Here is a 15,315-nt window from a genome sequence, read left to right on the forward strand (position 1 = left end):
TAACAGTATTTATATTTATAGTCCCCTTTTCATTATTAAAGCTTATAATAATTTTCGTTTTTATCAAAATCTTTTAGCGCGTTACGAGTATCAAAGATTACCTTACTTTCTTTCACAATCATATCATAATCAAAATCACTGTGATTCGTTAAAATAAGGGTCATTTCACTCTGGTTAAGAAGTTCTTTAGTTAAAGGTAGTGTCTCTGCAAAATTCTTGCCACATTTATAGCTCTTTATATATGGGTCCACTACCAATACCTCTGCTCCTTTTTCCCGCAACATTGTAATAATTGGAAGGGAAGGAGATTCACGATAATCATCTATATCCTTCTTATACGCAACACCTAATACCGCGATTTTAGATCCTTTTAGGGGCTTTCCGTACTCATTTAAAATTTCTAAGCTTCTTTGTACAACATACTCTGGCATGCTATTGTTTATTTCGCCTGCAAGCTCGATAAGACGAGTATGATAATTATACTCTCTTGCTTTCCATGTTAGATAAAAAGGATCAATTGGAATACAATGACCTCCTAGACCTGGTCCAGGGTAGAACGCCATAAATCCATATGGCTTTGTTTTAGCTGCATCAATCACTTCCCAAACGTCAATGCCCATTCTCTTACATAATAAGGCCATTTCATTAGCTAACGCAATATTAATATGTCTAAATGTATTTTCAAAGATCTTTTCCATTTCCGCAACAGCAGGACTTGAAACCTCGTGTACATCTCCTTCAAGTACCGCGCGGTAAAGAGCAGCTGCAACCCTTGTACATTTTTCTGTAATCCCACCAACTACTTTCGGTGTATTCTTTGTATTGTAAAGTTTGTTACCAGGGTCTACACGTTCTGGTGAGTACGCAACAAAAATTTCCTCTCCAACAACTAATCCACTTGTTTCAAGAGTGGGTTTTACAATCTCCTCTGTTGTTCCAGGGTATGTAGTAGATTCAAGAACCACTAACATTCCTTCATGTACATATTTTGCGATTTCCTTTGAAGAACTTTCTACATAGGAAGTATCTGGCTGCATATGTTGATCTAAAGGTGTAGGTACACAAATTGCTACAGTATCTACTTCTTTGATTTTTTCATAATCTGTTGTCGCTTCAAGTCTGCCCTCTTTGATCATTTCTGATAACTCTTCATCAACAACATCACCAATATAGTTAATTCCTTGATTAACTTGGTCCACTCTTGATTGCTGCACATCAAAGCCAATTACTTTATAGCCTGCTTTTGCTTTCTCCACTGCTAATGGCAGACCAACGTATCCTAATCCAACAACACCTATTACAGCATCTTTAGATTCAATTTTATTTAATAAATTTTCAAATATACTCATGCTTACATCTCCTTAAATTGACGGGCGTTAATTATATATTTCCACAAAACCACAATAATTAACATAAGTTGAAAAAACGCTGCTCCACCGAGAACTATATAACGGAGTGCGCTTGGTTTGTTTTCACTAGTAACAATACCACCTGATATTCTAGGTTCGTGTTTTTTCATGTCTGCTAGTTCATTTTCTGCGTAAAAAAGTAACTCTTCGGTATCAGCATTATAGTAATTTCCTTCTATATAAACTAGTTGACTGTCAGAGATAAATATCTCTTCAAGAAAGTCAGTGCTTATCTTGTCTGGATTTTCTTTAAGCAAATACTCCATTAAATCATTAGTAGCATTTACTTGTTTAGACAAAGCATCTACATAATTCTTCCTCGCTTGATATTGTACATTATACTTTTCCGTAAGATCTTCTAAATATTTATTAGCAACAATTGTCAAGTCCGACTCAACAATTGACTTGTCTGATCCGACTAGGGTTAGGTATATTAGGTTATTTGCTGGTATCGTTACACTAAAACCATTTTGAACTTTTTTAGATAATAAATGTTTATAATCATTTGTAATAATATCTTTTATTGATAAATCAATATTTTCCATCTTTCCAGTAAATACAGTAGCCTTTGACGTATACGTTGTCGTCTTCGTTAAAGTATACGCATAACCTATCCCCATCCCAATAATAGTTACAAGTATAATTAACCACTTTTTCTTCCATAAAAACTGTAAATAGCCATAAAGAATATATTTATTTTGTTCTACCATGACTTCTCCTTACGCGAAAAACTTTTCAATGATATCAATGATATATTCTTGTTGTTCCTTTTTTAATTCTGGGAACATGGGTAGAGACAATGCTTCCTTTGCAGCCTTCTCAGCAATTGGGAAATCTCCTTCTTTATAGCCAAGTTCTGCGAAAACAGGTTGTAAATGTAATGGTACAGGGTAATAAACCATTGAAGCAACTCCATTTTCCTTTAAGAATTGTTGGAGTTCGTCCCTTCTCTCAACTCGAATCGTATATTGATGGAACACATGATATCTGTTCTCTTCTTCTTTAGGTGTAATAACATGTTCAGAAAGCTTTTCATTTAATAATTTTGTGTAGGTTGCTGCTTTTTCACGGCGAAGTTCACTCCATTTAGTCAAATGAGGGAACTTAATGTTCAATACAGCTGCCTGTAATTCATCCAAACGACTGTTGTATCCTAATACGTGATGATAGTATTTTGGCTTACTACCGTGGACTCGGATAATGCTCATTTTTTCAGCTAGGTCAGCATCATTAGTGACTATCATTCCTCCATCACCATATGCTCCTAAATTCTTTGTAGGGAAGAAACTGAAGCATGTAGTGTCGCCAAGTTCCCCGACTTTTCTACCCTTATACTCTGCACCAATTGCTTGTGCAGCGTCATCTACAACCCTCAAATTATGCTTCTTTGCAATTTTTAAAATTCGATCCATGTCTGCAGCTTGTCCATATAAGTGAACGGGTATGATTGCCTTTGTTTTGTCAGTAATAGCAAGTTCAACTTTACTTGGGTCAATATTAAAGGTTATTGGGTCAATGTCAACAAAAACCGGCTTTGCTCCTGCTCTAGCAATTGCTCCAGCAGTCGCGAAGAATGAAAATGTTGTCGTGATAACTTCATCACCAGGTCCTACTCCACACGCTTGTAAAGAAATATGTAACGCATCACTACCATTCGCAACTCCTACGCCATGAGAAGTATTCGAAAAGGCAGCAACATCATGCTCTAACTTTTTCACATTTTCACCAAGAATGAAACTCGAAGAACTCATAACATCATCTAAAGCTTTAATTACTTCATCCTTAAGTGATTGATATTGTTCAGATAGGTCTAACATAGGTACTTTCATATTTAGACTCTCCTCATATAAATTGTTTGATTTGATTGACAATCTTTATATTAGCATAAAATATTAACTAATTTTTTTACTATTTAAAGACATTTAGGAAAGTAATTCATTTTGAATATCTTTCGCGCGTTGAAACCATAAATGTTTTCGTTTAAGTGCAAATATCGAATTTTGCCTCAGCATATTTCGTTTTGTGGAATCAAGCATTTCCTTTAATCCACCTTGTATAGAGTCACTATTATCCTTTACAATTAACCCGATTTTATCCTGTTCGACTATTTTTTGTAAGGCAGTACAATCGGTAGCTAAAACTGGTAAACCATATGAAAGGTATTCGAACAATTTTACAGGAACTGCAAAATCATTATATGTTCCCCTTTTTAGAGTAACAATTCCAAAATCAGCATCTTTATAAATAGGGAGCAATGCCTCCCCATGAGCATGATGAATATGTAACCAATCCTCATTTAAATAGGGCTTTAAGTACTCTTTAAAAGTATTAAATTCTTTTTCACGACAGACAAACAAAAGTTCAATATATGTAGTACCTTTGTTTAGCTGTTTAAAGGCTTCAAGAACCTCATATACTCCATACCTTGGGTCAATCCCACCAACGTAAACTGCACGTACCTTTTTTGAATCTTGTTTGTTTATAACCGCAGTTCTATCGATTCCACCAGGAGGCGACGAAGAAACCTGCTGTGAAGGAATTTTCACGTACTTATTCATTTCCAAGCTGGGCAAAAAAATTTTTTTTGCATTTTTTTTGTATAGGAATAACTCTATTTCAAATAATTGAACCATGATTGTCTTTATAATAGGCTTTACCTTATAGAGATCTTTAAATTTCCAATAAATGTCACGGTAAAAAATCCCCAGTGGTATCTTATTCTTTTTAAGAAATTTAAAGAAACTGTGGTCCACCAATGGGTGTCTTGGTATATGATCCGGATCTGTTAACCAAATAGGAATTGTTTGATTTTCCATATAGCAGTATAAGATATCATCGGGATTTACTTCTTCATAAATTTTCCTTAGTTGATTCTTTCTTTCCTTTGCATCGCCAATCACATCTAAACATTCAAACCCTTGCTCATAAGCTAATTCGTGAAATGCCTTTAGCATTTGGGTAGGTCTAACTCCAGAACCACTATCACCAGTTTTCAATTGAAAAGGGTAATAAACAATTATTTTCTTCGTCAATTTGGAATCAGTCCCTTTACAATAAAGTCATAAATATATCATTATTCAACATAAAACAATAACAAGTTGATAGTCCTTTGTCAAGAAAAGACAAATTTCGCAAAGAAAATTATGAACCACTTTTTATTTTTCACGAACAAAAAGCGTAGCAAAATACTACGCTTTCTGTTATTTGAGGATTTTTAATACAGTTTTCAAAATAATTGACATATCCTCAATCACAGACCTATTACGAAGGTATTCTAAATTATAACGTAATTTATCAACCATGATTTCTTCAATATAGGTTTTTTCAGGGTTCTCAGCCCTACCAAGAAGTTCACTTTCATTACTATACTTTATTGATGCATAATCGGTAATTCCAGGTTTAATTTCAAATATCGCCTTTTGTTCCTTATTATAAAACTTTGTGTACTTTGGAACTTCTGGTCTCGGCCCAACTAAACTCATGTCACCAAACAAGACATTAATAAGTTGAGGAAATTCATCTAGTTTATATTTACGCAAAAAATATCCGACCTTTGTGATTCTACTATCTTTGCCAACCGTAATTTGTTTCCCATGCTTCTCGGCATCAACAACCATTGTTCTAAACTTTAGAATTTCAAACTCTTTTTCATGCTGACCAACTCTTACTTGTTTGAAAAATACAGGTCCCTTTGAATCGACTTTAATTAGAATTGCAATTATAAGTAATAAAGGTGATAGGATGATGAGACCAATTAGAGATACAACAATATCAAAGAACCTCTTTATAGCATCATTAACAGAATGGTTTTGATTGTTTAATTCTTTGACTTTCCCTTCCATGCTTTCACCTATTTTCTATAACTTGTTGCAATATCACGAACAGCCTGAATCACTTGTGTAACTTCTTCCTCCGTCATTCTGGGATATAGAGGTAATGAAATTGCTCCTTTATATGCATTTAAAGCATTTGGGTAATCTTCAATTTTATATCCGAGCCCTTTGTAATACGGATGCATTGGTACAGGAATGAAATGTACACTTGTGCCAATTCCTGCTTCTTTCAGCTTTTCAATAAACTCCCCACGATCTATTGTAAACTGACTTTCATCCAATCGTATCACATATAAATGCCAGGCATGACGGTTAATATTATCATGGTATGGTAGAGTGATTCCATCTATTTTTGCTAATTCCTCATTATACCTTTGAGCGTAATTTTCACGAATTTGCTGCATTTTATCCAACTTTGATAACTGAACCAATCCTAATGAAGCTTGAATATCAGTCATATTATACTTGAAACCTGGGTAGTCAACCTCATAATACCAAGTACCTTTATCTCCATAGCGGTTCCAAGCGTTTTTGCTCATACCATGTAGACTCATAATGCGAATTTTATCAGCCCATTCCTCGTTATGAGTTGTTACGAGCCCACCTTCACCAGTAACGAGATTTTTAGTGGCATAAAAACTAAAGCATGTGAAATCACCTATACTCCCAATCATTTTCCCTTTGTATTGAGTATAGATTGCATGCGCAGCATCTTCGATAACAATTAGATTATGTTTACGAGCGATCTCCATAATAGGATCCATGTCACATGGATAACCTGCAAAATGGACTGCAATGATCGCTTTTGTACGTGGTGTTATTTTCTCTTCAATTAAAGAAGGAGCAATGTTCATTGTCATTGGGTCGATATCGACAAATACAGGAGTAGCACCAGTATGAATGATTGTGTTTGCACTTGCTACAAACGTATAAGGTGTAGTAATAACTTCATCTCCTGGCCCTATACCTGCTGCTAATTGCGCAAGGTGTAGACCAGCAGTACAAGAGTTTAATCCAATACCAAAGTTTGCATTTACATATTCTTTGATTTTCCCTTCGAACTCAACCGTTTTTGGTCCTTTGCTAAGCCAGTTTGATTTAATTGTATCAATGACTTCCTTAATCTCTTCATCTTCAATCATTGGAAGTGCATATGGAATTGTGCCCATTTTCTTCACCCTTCTTACCTTGTTGTTTTATGAATTCATTATTTTTATAAATCTGTCAGCTAAGACCCTATAATCATGGTTATCCAATACAAATTTCTTTCCATTGTCTCCTAACCTTTTTCTTTCAATATCGGTTAGTTTAAATATCTGATCAATAGCATCTGCAATAAGTACTGGATCCTCTGGTGCAACTGATATCCCACAGTTTGCTTCTTTCACTAAGTCATTACCCGCTTCAATGCTGTGGATAATCGGCTTTGCGGCCATCATATAATCCAAAAGTTTGTTAGGACTCACACCAAAGCGATATAGGGAACTTCTTCTCCATCCTATGTATAATGCATCCATCCTGGAAAGGAAATCAGGAATTGCATTCTTATTAATAACCGGAAGGAAATGAATATTTGTTAATCCCATGTCCTTTGACTTTTGAATAAGAGCATCACGTTCAGCACCTTTTCCAACAAGTACAAATGAAATGGGTTTATCCTGCATAATTTTTGCAACATCGAGTAAATATTCGAGTGCATTTGAAATTCCTTGTCCTCCTGCATAGCCTATTAAGAAACTACCTTCATTTTTAAGTTTTGAGATAAGTTCAATATGTTCATTCGGAATTTGTTCATTTGCATTTTCCCAATCCTCGGTTACTATACCATTCGGTAGGAATTCAAATTTTTCAGGGTCCATCCCATGATTTATCATATGTTCTTTTGCCTTGGGTAACAATGATACAACCTTATCCGCTTTTTTGTAAGCATCATTTTCACCTTTTTGCATGGTCAAAATAAAGGGGTGGAACTTAGACATATTTCCTAATTCCATAGGCGTTAATGGCCATAAATCATGTACTTCGAAAATAAGTTTAGCATTAGACTTTTCAGCAATTTTTGATGCCGGATAAATATCCAATGGGTAAGTTGATGATGCAATCACAATGTCCGGAGCGATCTCTTTTGAAAGCTTATCTGAATTGGTATACAAGTCTTTCACAAAAGAAAAGATATTTACAACCCTTTTTACGCCATTACCTTCGTATGGGGGTGTCTCTATCCACATATAATGAATCCCATCAATTATTTCTGATGTCCATTTTCCCTTGATGTCAGGTTGAATGGTTCGGACATGTGAGTAGGAACTGGCTATAATTGTAACATTATGACCCATTTTTACCCATTCTCTACTTAGATAAAATGGTCTATATTCCATACCATGCTGATTTGATCCTGCATAATGATTAATAAGTAAAATATTCATAAAGAAACGACCCCATCATTTACTGATTTTTTAACAATTGGTCATCAGAAACCATTTTTAATTTCTTAGCTGGGACACCTGCTACTATTTCTCCATCGTTAACATCTTTTGTAACAACAGAACCAGCAGCCACCGCCCCGTCCTCATTGATAACCTTACCAGGAAGAATAGTGGCATTTGCACCAATTCTTCCCCCTGTTTTTATCGTGATGCCTTTAAAATGTTTATACCGTTCCTTAGATCTTGCCATATAGTTATCATTTGTTGTAACAACACCGGGAGCAACAAACACATAATCCTCAATCTCAGAATAAGCAGTAATATAGGAATTGGTTTCAAGTTTACAATAAGCCCCAACTTTACAATCATTTTCAACCGCAACACCACGTCCAATAATTGTCTTCTCACCTAATGTAACTCTTTCTCTAACAGTTGCTAAATCCGCGATAAAAACATCATCCGATATTTCAGCATTTGCATAAATAATTGCCGAGGTTCCAACTGTCACCCCTTCACCTATTTTGGTAGGTGGTAAGGTTTTGACATCAGGAAGGATAGAGTTTTTTGCTCTTGTTGGTTGTTTTCCAATTACTGCATTATCTTGAATAATACAAAAGTTACCAATTTCTACACCATCGTATATAACAACATTATGTCCTATTGTTACATTTTCTCCAAGTTTTACATTCTCTCCAATAACTACATTGTTGCCTTTTTTAATCATTTCATGTCCTCAACTTTCCAGAATTGATTATAAAACTAGATCATTTAAAGTTTAAACAGCTTCTCTTCCTAAAAAAGATAAACAGAATGCATCCTTATACTGTAATCATTTCGTCTACAGCCTTACCTTGCTCTTGCTCTTTTTTTTTATCACTAACACCCTGCTTTTTGTTAGTTAGTCTTAGTAAGGTCTCACGAAGTTTATCTTTGTCATCCAAAACACTTTCAATTTGTTGGATAAGATTTTCTGCATTTTCTTCGGTGGCTTTTCCAATGTATATTTTAGGGAAAACCTGGCCAGGATGTATTTCATCTTTATTTAAAATTTCCTCATACATCTTTTCACCAGGACGTAGACCAGTAAATTCAATTTTTATTTCATCTTCTGTAAAACCAGATAATCTTATGAGATTTTTAGCTAAATCGATAATTTTGACTGGCTCACCCATATCTAATACGAAAATTTCTCCGCCTCTTGCTAAGGCTCCAGCTTGAATAACAAGTCTAGCTGCTTCTGGTATCGTCATAAAATATCTTGTCATATCAGGATGAGTAATTGTCAGTGGTCCGCCCTTTGCAATTTGATTTTTAAATAGAGGAACAACACTACCTCTGCTTCCTAATACATTCCCAAATCGTACTGCAACAAATCGAGTATCACTGTTACGATCAAGGTTTTGAATAGTAAGTTCTGCAATACGTTTTGAAGCTCCCATTACACTAGTAGGATTAACTGCTTTATCCGTAGAAACTAAAACAAAGGTATCTACTCCTGCAATTGAAGCCGCTTCTGCAACATTTCTTGTACCGTATATATTATTTTTTACTGCCTCCTCTGGATTCTTCTCCATTAAAGGGACGTGCTTATGTGCCGCTGCATGGAATACAAATTTTGGTTTATGATGTACCATAACATCAATCATTTTCCTCGCATCTTGTATTTCAGCAATTTCTGTTTCAAGTATAATTTGCCCTTTATATTTACTGAGCAACTCCATTTCAATGTTATAAATGCTATTTTCCCCATGCCCTAATAGAATCAATTTACTCGGATGGAACAAACAGATTTGTCTACACAACTCAGAACCAATAGAACCACCAGCTCCAGTTATTAATACTGTTTGATTTCGTATCTTTTCAGCAATTGCTTTAGTATCTAGTTCAACTGGCTCCCTGCCTAATAAGTCTTCAATAGATATATCCCTTATTTGATTAACAGAAACCTTACCTACAGCCAAATCACCAATCATCGGTAAAATTTGAACATTATCGACAAGTTTTTTTGCTTTGGCAACAATTTCATTTAGTTGTGATTTCGGTAATGATGGAATTGCGATTACAACATGTTCTATACGAAACTTCGCAATAATCTTTACTATATCATCAACCTTCCCTACAACAGGAATTCCGACAATATTTAAATTTTGTAAAGATGCATCATCATCTAAAAAAGCAATTGGTTTTAATTCTGTTCCGGGATGTTCTTTTAACTGACGGACCAGCATTCTTCCTGTTGAACCAGCGCCCAATATTAATGTTCGCTTATGTTTAACTGAACGAATTTCTTTCGTCTTAATAGCGAAGAGAACCGTTGAGGTAAAACGCCACCAAAAACGCACTCCTCCCAGTAAAAATAGATGGAGTAGGAAAGTAAGAAATAAACCTCTAGCATAGATGTTTCCAAACATAATTTTTTGAGATATGGCTGTTATTGCAATTGAAGAGGTCACCACTAATACAATTCCCACTAATTCCTCAGCGCTTGCGTACCTCCACACTTTTCGATAAAGCCCAAATACATATGAAAAAACATGATGGCTAATAAGCAAAATAATGGAACTTATCAACACTCGATTATCTTCATAATACGCTGCAAAGGGATTCAAGAAAAAATGTGACATATATATTGAAAAAAGTACAATAATTGAGTCAATAATGACCAAATTCAAAATCCTTGTTCGGTATGACATGATAGACCCTCCCAGATCTTTTTTATTTACTCTTGTCACGGAGGTTTAAATTGATTTTATTTTAGCATTTGAAATTCGACACTAATTATAACATAAAATTATTGGGCTTCACTATAAATATTAATTGTGAGTACTCTACATATTTTGATACACTTCATTAGACCTTATTAAAAAGTTTTTTGTTACATTTTATTTAAAAATACATAAAAAAAAATGTCTTTGTAACAAAAACAGCCACTGTTATAATCCTATACTATTGTATACTTCGGGATTGCAGGATTTGCACATATTTAACAAAAAAAAATATCCTTAGTTGATAAATCTCCTATCCACCGTGTGTAAAAGCTTAGTCGAAAATAGAAATACTGACATATTATAATTTAATAATTATTATTTAACCTTTATACATTCATAGTAAAATCCCTGATAATAAGGTCGTTTTTTCTTCAATAAATTTAGACATCTTCATCTGTAACAAGTATACATGATATTATCGATAAATACCTTCTACATTCTCGATTTCCCGGTGTACTCTATTTAAATAATTTCTAATAGAAAAAGGAGAATGAATATAAGTCCATTCTCCTTTTTCTATTTATTTTGCAAATCTACCTTGAAAGTCGAGAGTACTGCATTTTTCCATCGGCAGTTTTACTCCCTTTCCTTCTGCTGCAGATTTATAAATTGCGAGCACAAGTTCTAAAGCATCTCTTCCATCCTTTGCTGTCACGTATGGATCACGGTCGTTTTTAATAGCCTCAATGACGTCAGTATAAAGTGGATTGTGTCCAAATCCATAAACACTTGGAGGGTTTTCCTGATATTTCGCTTTTACCTCTTCTGGATTATCTTTATTATCAGCAAAAAGCCATTCCTCAATGATATTAACTGATTTACCTCCAGCTTTTACAGTTCCATTATCGCCAAATATGTAAAGAGTTTCTTCTAAGTTCGTAGGGAAAATGTTAGTAGTACCCTCAACGATTCCGTAACTTCCGTTTGAGAATTTGATTAAAGCCATCCCAAGGTCTTCCGCCTCAATAAATCCATGTTTTAGATTATCAGTCATACCAACAACTTCGGTAATTTCTCCGCCCATCATCCAGCGTAAAAGGTCAATATTGTGAATACATTGGTTCATTAATGCTCCGCCGTCTTGTTCCCATGTTCCACGCCAAGGAGCTTGGGTATAATAGTCTTCTCCTCTGTTCCATCGGATATGCGCTGTTCCATGGAGAAGACGACCGAAGCGTTCCGCTTCAATTGCTTCACGAATCTTTTGAATTGATTTATTAAAGCGGTTTTGGTGACATGCACTAACCTTTACGTTTTTCTCTTTTGCTTTTTTGATAATCTCATCTGCGTCTTCTAATGAAAGTGCAATCGGTTTCTCGATAATGAGATTTGCACCAGCTTCGATACAGTCTAATGCCATTGCAGCATGCTTCCCACTCTCTGTACATATCGCAACTAATTCAGGTTTTTCTTTTTCAAGCATCTCTTTATAATCCGTGTATAAAGCTGTTGTTTTTGGAAGATTAAATTTCTGTAATTTATCTTCCATATTTTCAGGTATAACATCACATAAGGCAACGATGTCCAGTTTATTTTCTTGAGCTGCTGCGATATGGTTTGGGGAAATACGTCCGCAGCCTATTAATGCATATTTTAAAGTCATGTTGCTCCTCCTTAGTTAATAACTTAACAGCAAATTATTAGTTATTTTGACGATCTTCGTCAGATTTATCCATACCATCCTTATTTTATTACAAAAAAGCTCTGCTGCCAAACCTTCAAATTTAGAAATCTTTATAAGGAAGATTATTCCTATTTATTTTTCAACATTCTTAGAAATAAAATAATTAGATAAATAATCTGCCCAAAGTTTATGACCATCTTCATTTGGTTCACCATCAATTAAATATTCGGTAATCTCATCGGATTGATAATCTGGCCAAGCCTCCCAATGGTTTAGGTATATAATATTACTCTCTTCTGCATAAGATTTGAGTTCATTAACTTCTATTGGATAATGCTTTGCATTATGTATTGGATAGGCAGGTTGTAATAGCACAATTACTTCTGGCAGTTCCTTTTTGATAGCTTCAATGATGGTTGTAAGATTAGCTAGTCGATCCGCCATTTTGATTAATTCTCCATTATCGTGCAAAATAAACGGTTCTAATAATAAAACATCTGGGGAAAGGTTTATGATTTCCTGATATAACTCTTCCTGGACAAACTCAGTTGATGATTTATCAGCTATTTCTTTTATTGCAACATTAAATACACTTTCACCATACGTTAATTCTAGCTCATTTTTTAAAAGGGTTGGCCACCCTGTTGGATCTTCCGGTGTTGCACTTGAACCGGCGATGACTAGATTCAATGGCTTACCACTTTCTACAGCAGAAATAAGTTTTGTTTGTATCTCTTTCGGTAAATTTTTCGAATAGGCTGTTACTTCTTTTGCTCTATTCTCTTGGCCTTCTTCAGCTGCAGTTTTTACTTCTACTTTCTCTGCCTTTTTGACTTGTGCAGTCTTAGCAGTTGCTTGAATTTTATCATTCCAATGCAATTTCCCGGTCACAACAATTGCAACGGAAAGAACTATGACAATAAAAACAAGTATCTTTTTCATACACTAACCCCCAACAGAACACTACGAATTGACTATATTATACAATATTAACAAATGTTTTTTAGCTTTTTTGGGGAATTTATGTAATATTTCCTCGGAAATTGGAAATTCAGCATGTAAAAGGCTGACGAACCTCGACAATGTCGTCAGCCTTTTTATTATTTTAATACAGATTCAAATACCGCTTTAACCTTTGGAGTGACATCATGACTTCCATTTTTGACGTTCTCAATCAGCATAGCTACCAATAACCTAGGATTTTCAGTGTTAACGGCGACAAACCAACCGTTTTCTTTTCCGTCCTCATCCTTACTAGTTTTGAGCTCTGCTGTTCCAGTTTTGCCAGCTAACTTAATACTATCAACTTTTGCATCACGCGCAGTGCCATGAGGGTCCTCGATGACTTGAACTAAATCTCCAAGGATTAGTTGGGCGGTATCAGGAGAGATGACATTTCCCTTCCAGACCTCTGTTTCTGAACCATCTAATACTAGACGTGGTTTGATTAAATTTCCGGAATTTAATAATGGTGTATAGGAAATCGCTAAATGAACTGGACTCATTTCAAGTTGACCTTGGCCATAGCCCGTATCCGCAATTAGAATTTCGGAACTCAAACCTTCGTTTGAAACTTTTGATTCATATAAAGGATACTCGAAAGGGAATGGTTCACCAAAGCCATATTTCTTTAGTTCAGCTTCAAATTTCTCCCCGCCAATTCCTAGTGCCGCCTGGGCAAAATATATATTGTCTGAGTAAACAAAAGCATCTTTTAAATTCACTGGTTTGCCAGGGTCTGTTACCCTCGTTATTGAATAACCTCCCCATGAATTATCTTTTTTCCACTCTTTGCCTTTTATATCTATTGTTGTCTCAGGTGTAATCACTTGATTCTCAAGAGCAATCCCTGCTGTGATTGGTTTAAACGTTGAACCAGGAGCATAAGTAGCACCAAAACGATTAATTAAAGGCTTTAACGGATCTTCATTCAATCGATTCCATTCTTCTGTCGAAATTCCAAGAACAAAGGCATTTGGATCAAAGGAAGGACTACTTACGAGAGCTAATGTATCTCCTGTTAATGGATGGATTGCAGCAGCAGCCCCCGCGTTCCCACCAAGTTGATCATATGTCGTAAGTTGAACATCAATATCAATAGCTAAAGTAATCGTTTCTCCGTCTTTTGCTTTCTGTTCAGCAAGGGTGACTTCTCCTTCACCATTTGCCTTTTTAATGAAGACTTTAGCTCCTTTTTCTCCTCTTAAGCGGTCTTCTAAAACCATTTCAAGACCTTTTCTACCAATTATATCATTTGCAGAATAGCCTTTTTCCTCAAGTTCTTTTAAATCTTCTGCTGTCACATTTCCAATATACCCAATTAAGTGAGCTGTTGCTTCTTTAAATGGGTATACCCGTGAATCTACCTTTTTGGATAAAACACCGTTAAGTTGTGTTACTTCTGTGGCAAGGCTTTGTTCTTCTAAGGAAAGCCTTTTGATTGGTACGAAATAATCAGGTTGGACCCATGAAGCATTTAATTTCTTTTCAATAGACTCAGGAGATAATTTCAACTTCTCTGCAACTGTTGCAATAGTAGATGCTCTATTTTCTCCAAGGTCCTTAGGTACTAAGCCAATTTCATATACGATTCCATTTTCAGCTAACGGGACACCGTTTCTGTCTAAAATTTCCCCACGTGTCGGAGATGATAGCGCAAGACCTATTTCATCGCCATCTTCCATTTCAGGGAAGAACATTGCTGGTTTCCACCTAATTGTCCATTTTTTTTCGTCACCTTTTTCCTCTAAAACAAGTGTCGCTTGTTCTTTAAATTCAATGGGACCAGCTATTGTTTCCATTGAAAGGGCGTATGGGAAAGTAACCTCTCCTTTTTCGTTGGGTTCAATTTTCTCTTCTGGTGCTTTAAAACTGACTTTTAGTTTTTTTACATCAACATCATTGTAGATTTTCGTAAAACGTTCATCGAATTCATTTTTGGGGATGTTAGCTTTAACATCAGAGGAAAATTGCTCATATACTTTTTTGAAGTCCTGCTTTTCCCAATCTTGAATAAATGAGTCAAAGCTATCTTCTGGAAGAGGATCTTGTTTGCAACCTGTTAACAATAAAACACTTAATACAAAAAATGCAGTTAACCATAAATACCGTTTCATCTAAATTCACTCCTTCCATATTTATGTATTATTCCTATATTATACATATTATAGTATATTTAGAGACTTTTCGATTTTTTATTGTATATTTTTACAAATAGGTCTATAATCTTATGGTATTTACAGTTTCATACAAGAA

12 protein-coding genes are annotated in these 15,315 nt (G+C 35.1%); all 12 read right to left on the minus strand.

Annotated features, from left to right (window positions below; all coding sequences use genetic code 11):
- Positions 1 to 35: 35 nt before the first annotated feature.
- Positions 36 to 1,349, minus strand: coding sequence for a nucleotide sugar dehydrogenase (locus ACFSFW_RS15205; RefSeq protein ID WP_388039489.1), 1,314 nt, complete (start codon positions 1,347 to 1,349; stop codon positions 36 to 38).
- Positions 1,350 to 1,351: 2 nt separating this feature from the next.
- Positions 1,352 to 2,119, minus strand: a complete 768-nt coding sequence (locus ACFSFW_RS15210) for a Wzz/FepE/Etk N-terminal domain-containing protein (protein WP_388039491.1) — start codon at positions 2,117 to 2,119, stop codon at positions 1,352 to 1,354.
- Between the two features lie 9 nt (positions 2,120 to 2,128).
- Positions 2,129 to 3,238 carry a DegT/DnrJ/EryC1/StrS family aminotransferase gene (locus ACFSFW_RS15215; protein ID WP_388039493.1) on the minus strand — a complete coding sequence of 370 codons (1,110 nt, stop codon included), beginning with the start codon at positions 3,236 to 3,238 and terminating at the stop codon, positions 2,129 to 2,131.
- Between the two features lie 93 nt (positions 3,239 to 3,331).
- Complete coding sequence (locus ACFSFW_RS15220) at positions 3,332 to 4,441, minus strand: glycosyltransferase (protein ID WP_304216774.1); 1,110 nt, start codon at positions 4,439 to 4,441, stop codon at positions 3,332 to 3,334.
- A 168-nt stretch (positions 4,442 to 4,609) separates the two neighbouring features.
- The gene (locus ACFSFW_RS15225; protein WP_304216773.1) at positions 4,610 to 5,251 is read right to left on the minus strand and encodes a sugar transferase; all 642 of its coding nucleotides are present in this window, start codon (positions 5,249 to 5,251) and stop codon (positions 4,610 to 4,612) included.
- An 8-nt stretch (positions 5,252 to 5,259) separates the two neighbouring features.
- Positions 5,260 to 6,411, minus strand: a complete 1,152-nt coding sequence (locus tag ACFSFW_RS15230) for a DegT/DnrJ/EryC1/StrS family aminotransferase (protein WP_304216772.1) — start codon at positions 6,409 to 6,411, stop codon at positions 5,260 to 5,262.
- A 27-nt stretch (positions 6,412 to 6,438) separates the two neighbouring features.
- The gene (locus tag ACFSFW_RS15235) at positions 6,439 to 7,668 is read right to left on the minus strand and encodes a glycosyltransferase family 4 protein (RefSeq protein WP_388039496.1); all 1,230 of its coding nucleotides are present in this window, start codon (positions 7,666 to 7,668) and stop codon (positions 6,439 to 6,441) included.
- A 19-nt stretch (positions 7,669 to 7,687) separates the two neighbouring features.
- Complete coding sequence (locus ACFSFW_RS15240) at positions 7,688 to 8,392, minus strand: acyltransferase (protein ID WP_304216770.1); 705 nt, start codon at positions 8,390 to 8,392, stop codon at positions 7,688 to 7,690.
- Between the two features lie 94 nt (positions 8,393 to 8,486).
- On the minus strand, positions 8,487 to 10,361 hold the full coding sequence (locus ACFSFW_RS15245) for a polysaccharide biosynthesis protein (protein WP_304216769.1): 1,875 nt from the start codon (positions 10,359 to 10,361) through the stop codon (positions 8,487 to 8,489).
- A 595-nt stretch (positions 10,362 to 10,956) separates the two neighbouring features.
- Positions 10,957 to 12,039 carry a Gfo/Idh/MocA family protein gene (locus ACFSFW_RS15250; RefSeq protein WP_304216768.1) on the minus strand — a complete coding sequence of 361 codons (1,083 nt, stop codon included), beginning with the start codon at positions 12,037 to 12,039 and terminating at the stop codon, positions 10,957 to 10,959.
- Positions 12,040 to 12,192: 153 nt separating this feature from the next.
- Complete coding sequence (locus tag ACFSFW_RS15255) at positions 12,193 to 13,002, minus strand: SGNH/GDSL hydrolase family protein (RefSeq protein WP_388039499.1); 810 nt, start codon at positions 13,000 to 13,002, stop codon at positions 12,193 to 12,195.
- A gap of 158 nt (positions 13,003 to 13,160) precedes the next feature.
- Complete coding sequence (locus ACFSFW_RS15260; protein WP_388039501.1) at positions 13,161 to 15,176, minus strand: penicillin-binding transpeptidase domain-containing protein; 2,016 nt, start codon at positions 15,174 to 15,176, stop codon at positions 13,161 to 13,163.
- Positions 15,177 to 15,315 lie beyond the last annotated feature (139 nt).

This window comes from Ferdinandcohnia salidurans (assembly GCF_042680725.1).
In the GTDB taxonomy this organism is placed as follows: domain Bacteria; phylum Bacillota; class Bacilli; order Bacillales; family Bacillaceae_L; genus Ferdinandcohnia; species Ferdinandcohnia salidurans.

What these genes read in the sequence shown, in the direction of transcription:
- ACFSFW_RS15235 (WP_388039496.1), bottom strand. Translation starts at nt 7,668, where the DNA reads ATGAATATTTTACTTATTAATCATTATGCAGGATCAAATCAGCATGGT.
- ACFSFW_RS15250 (WP_304216768.1), bottom strand. Translation starts at nt 12,039, where the DNA reads ATGACTTTAAAATATGCATTAATAGGCTGCGGACGTATTTCCCCAAAC.
- ACFSFW_RS15225 (WP_304216773.1), bottom strand. Translation starts at nt 5,251, where the DNA reads ATGGAAGGGAAAGTCAAAGAATTAAACAATCAAAACCATTCTGTTAAT.
- ACFSFW_RS15245 (WP_304216769.1), bottom strand. Translation starts at nt 10,361, where the DNA reads ATGTCATACCGAACAAGGATTTTGAATTTGGTCATTATTGACTCAATT.
- ACFSFW_RS15230 (WP_304216772.1), bottom strand. Translation starts at nt 6,411, where the DNA reads ATGGGCACAATTCCATATGCACTTCCAATGATTGAAGATGAAGAGATT.
- ACFSFW_RS15255 (WP_388039499.1), bottom strand. Translation starts at nt 13,002, where the DNA reads ATGAAAAAGATACTTGTTTTTATTGTCATAGTTCTTTCCGTTGCAATT.
- ACFSFW_RS15215 (WP_388039493.1), bottom strand. Translation starts at nt 3,238, where the DNA reads ATGAAAGTACCTATGTTAGACCTATCTGAACAATATCAATCACTTAAG.
- ACFSFW_RS15210 (WP_388039491.1), bottom strand. Translation starts at nt 2,119, where the DNA reads ATGGTAGAACAAAATAAATATATTCTTTATGGCTATTTACAGTTTTTA.
- ACFSFW_RS15240 (WP_304216770.1), bottom strand. Translation starts at nt 8,392, where the DNA reads ATGATTAAAAAAGGCAACAATGTAGTTATTGGAGAGAATGTAAAACTT.
- ACFSFW_RS15205 (WP_388039489.1), bottom strand. Translation starts at nt 1,349, where the DNA reads ATGAGTATATTTGAAAATTTATTAAATAAAATTGAATCTAAAGATGCT.
- ACFSFW_RS15260 (WP_388039501.1), bottom strand. Translation starts at nt 15,176, where the DNA reads ATGAAACGGTATTTATGGTTAACTGCATTTTTTGTATTAAGTGTTTTA.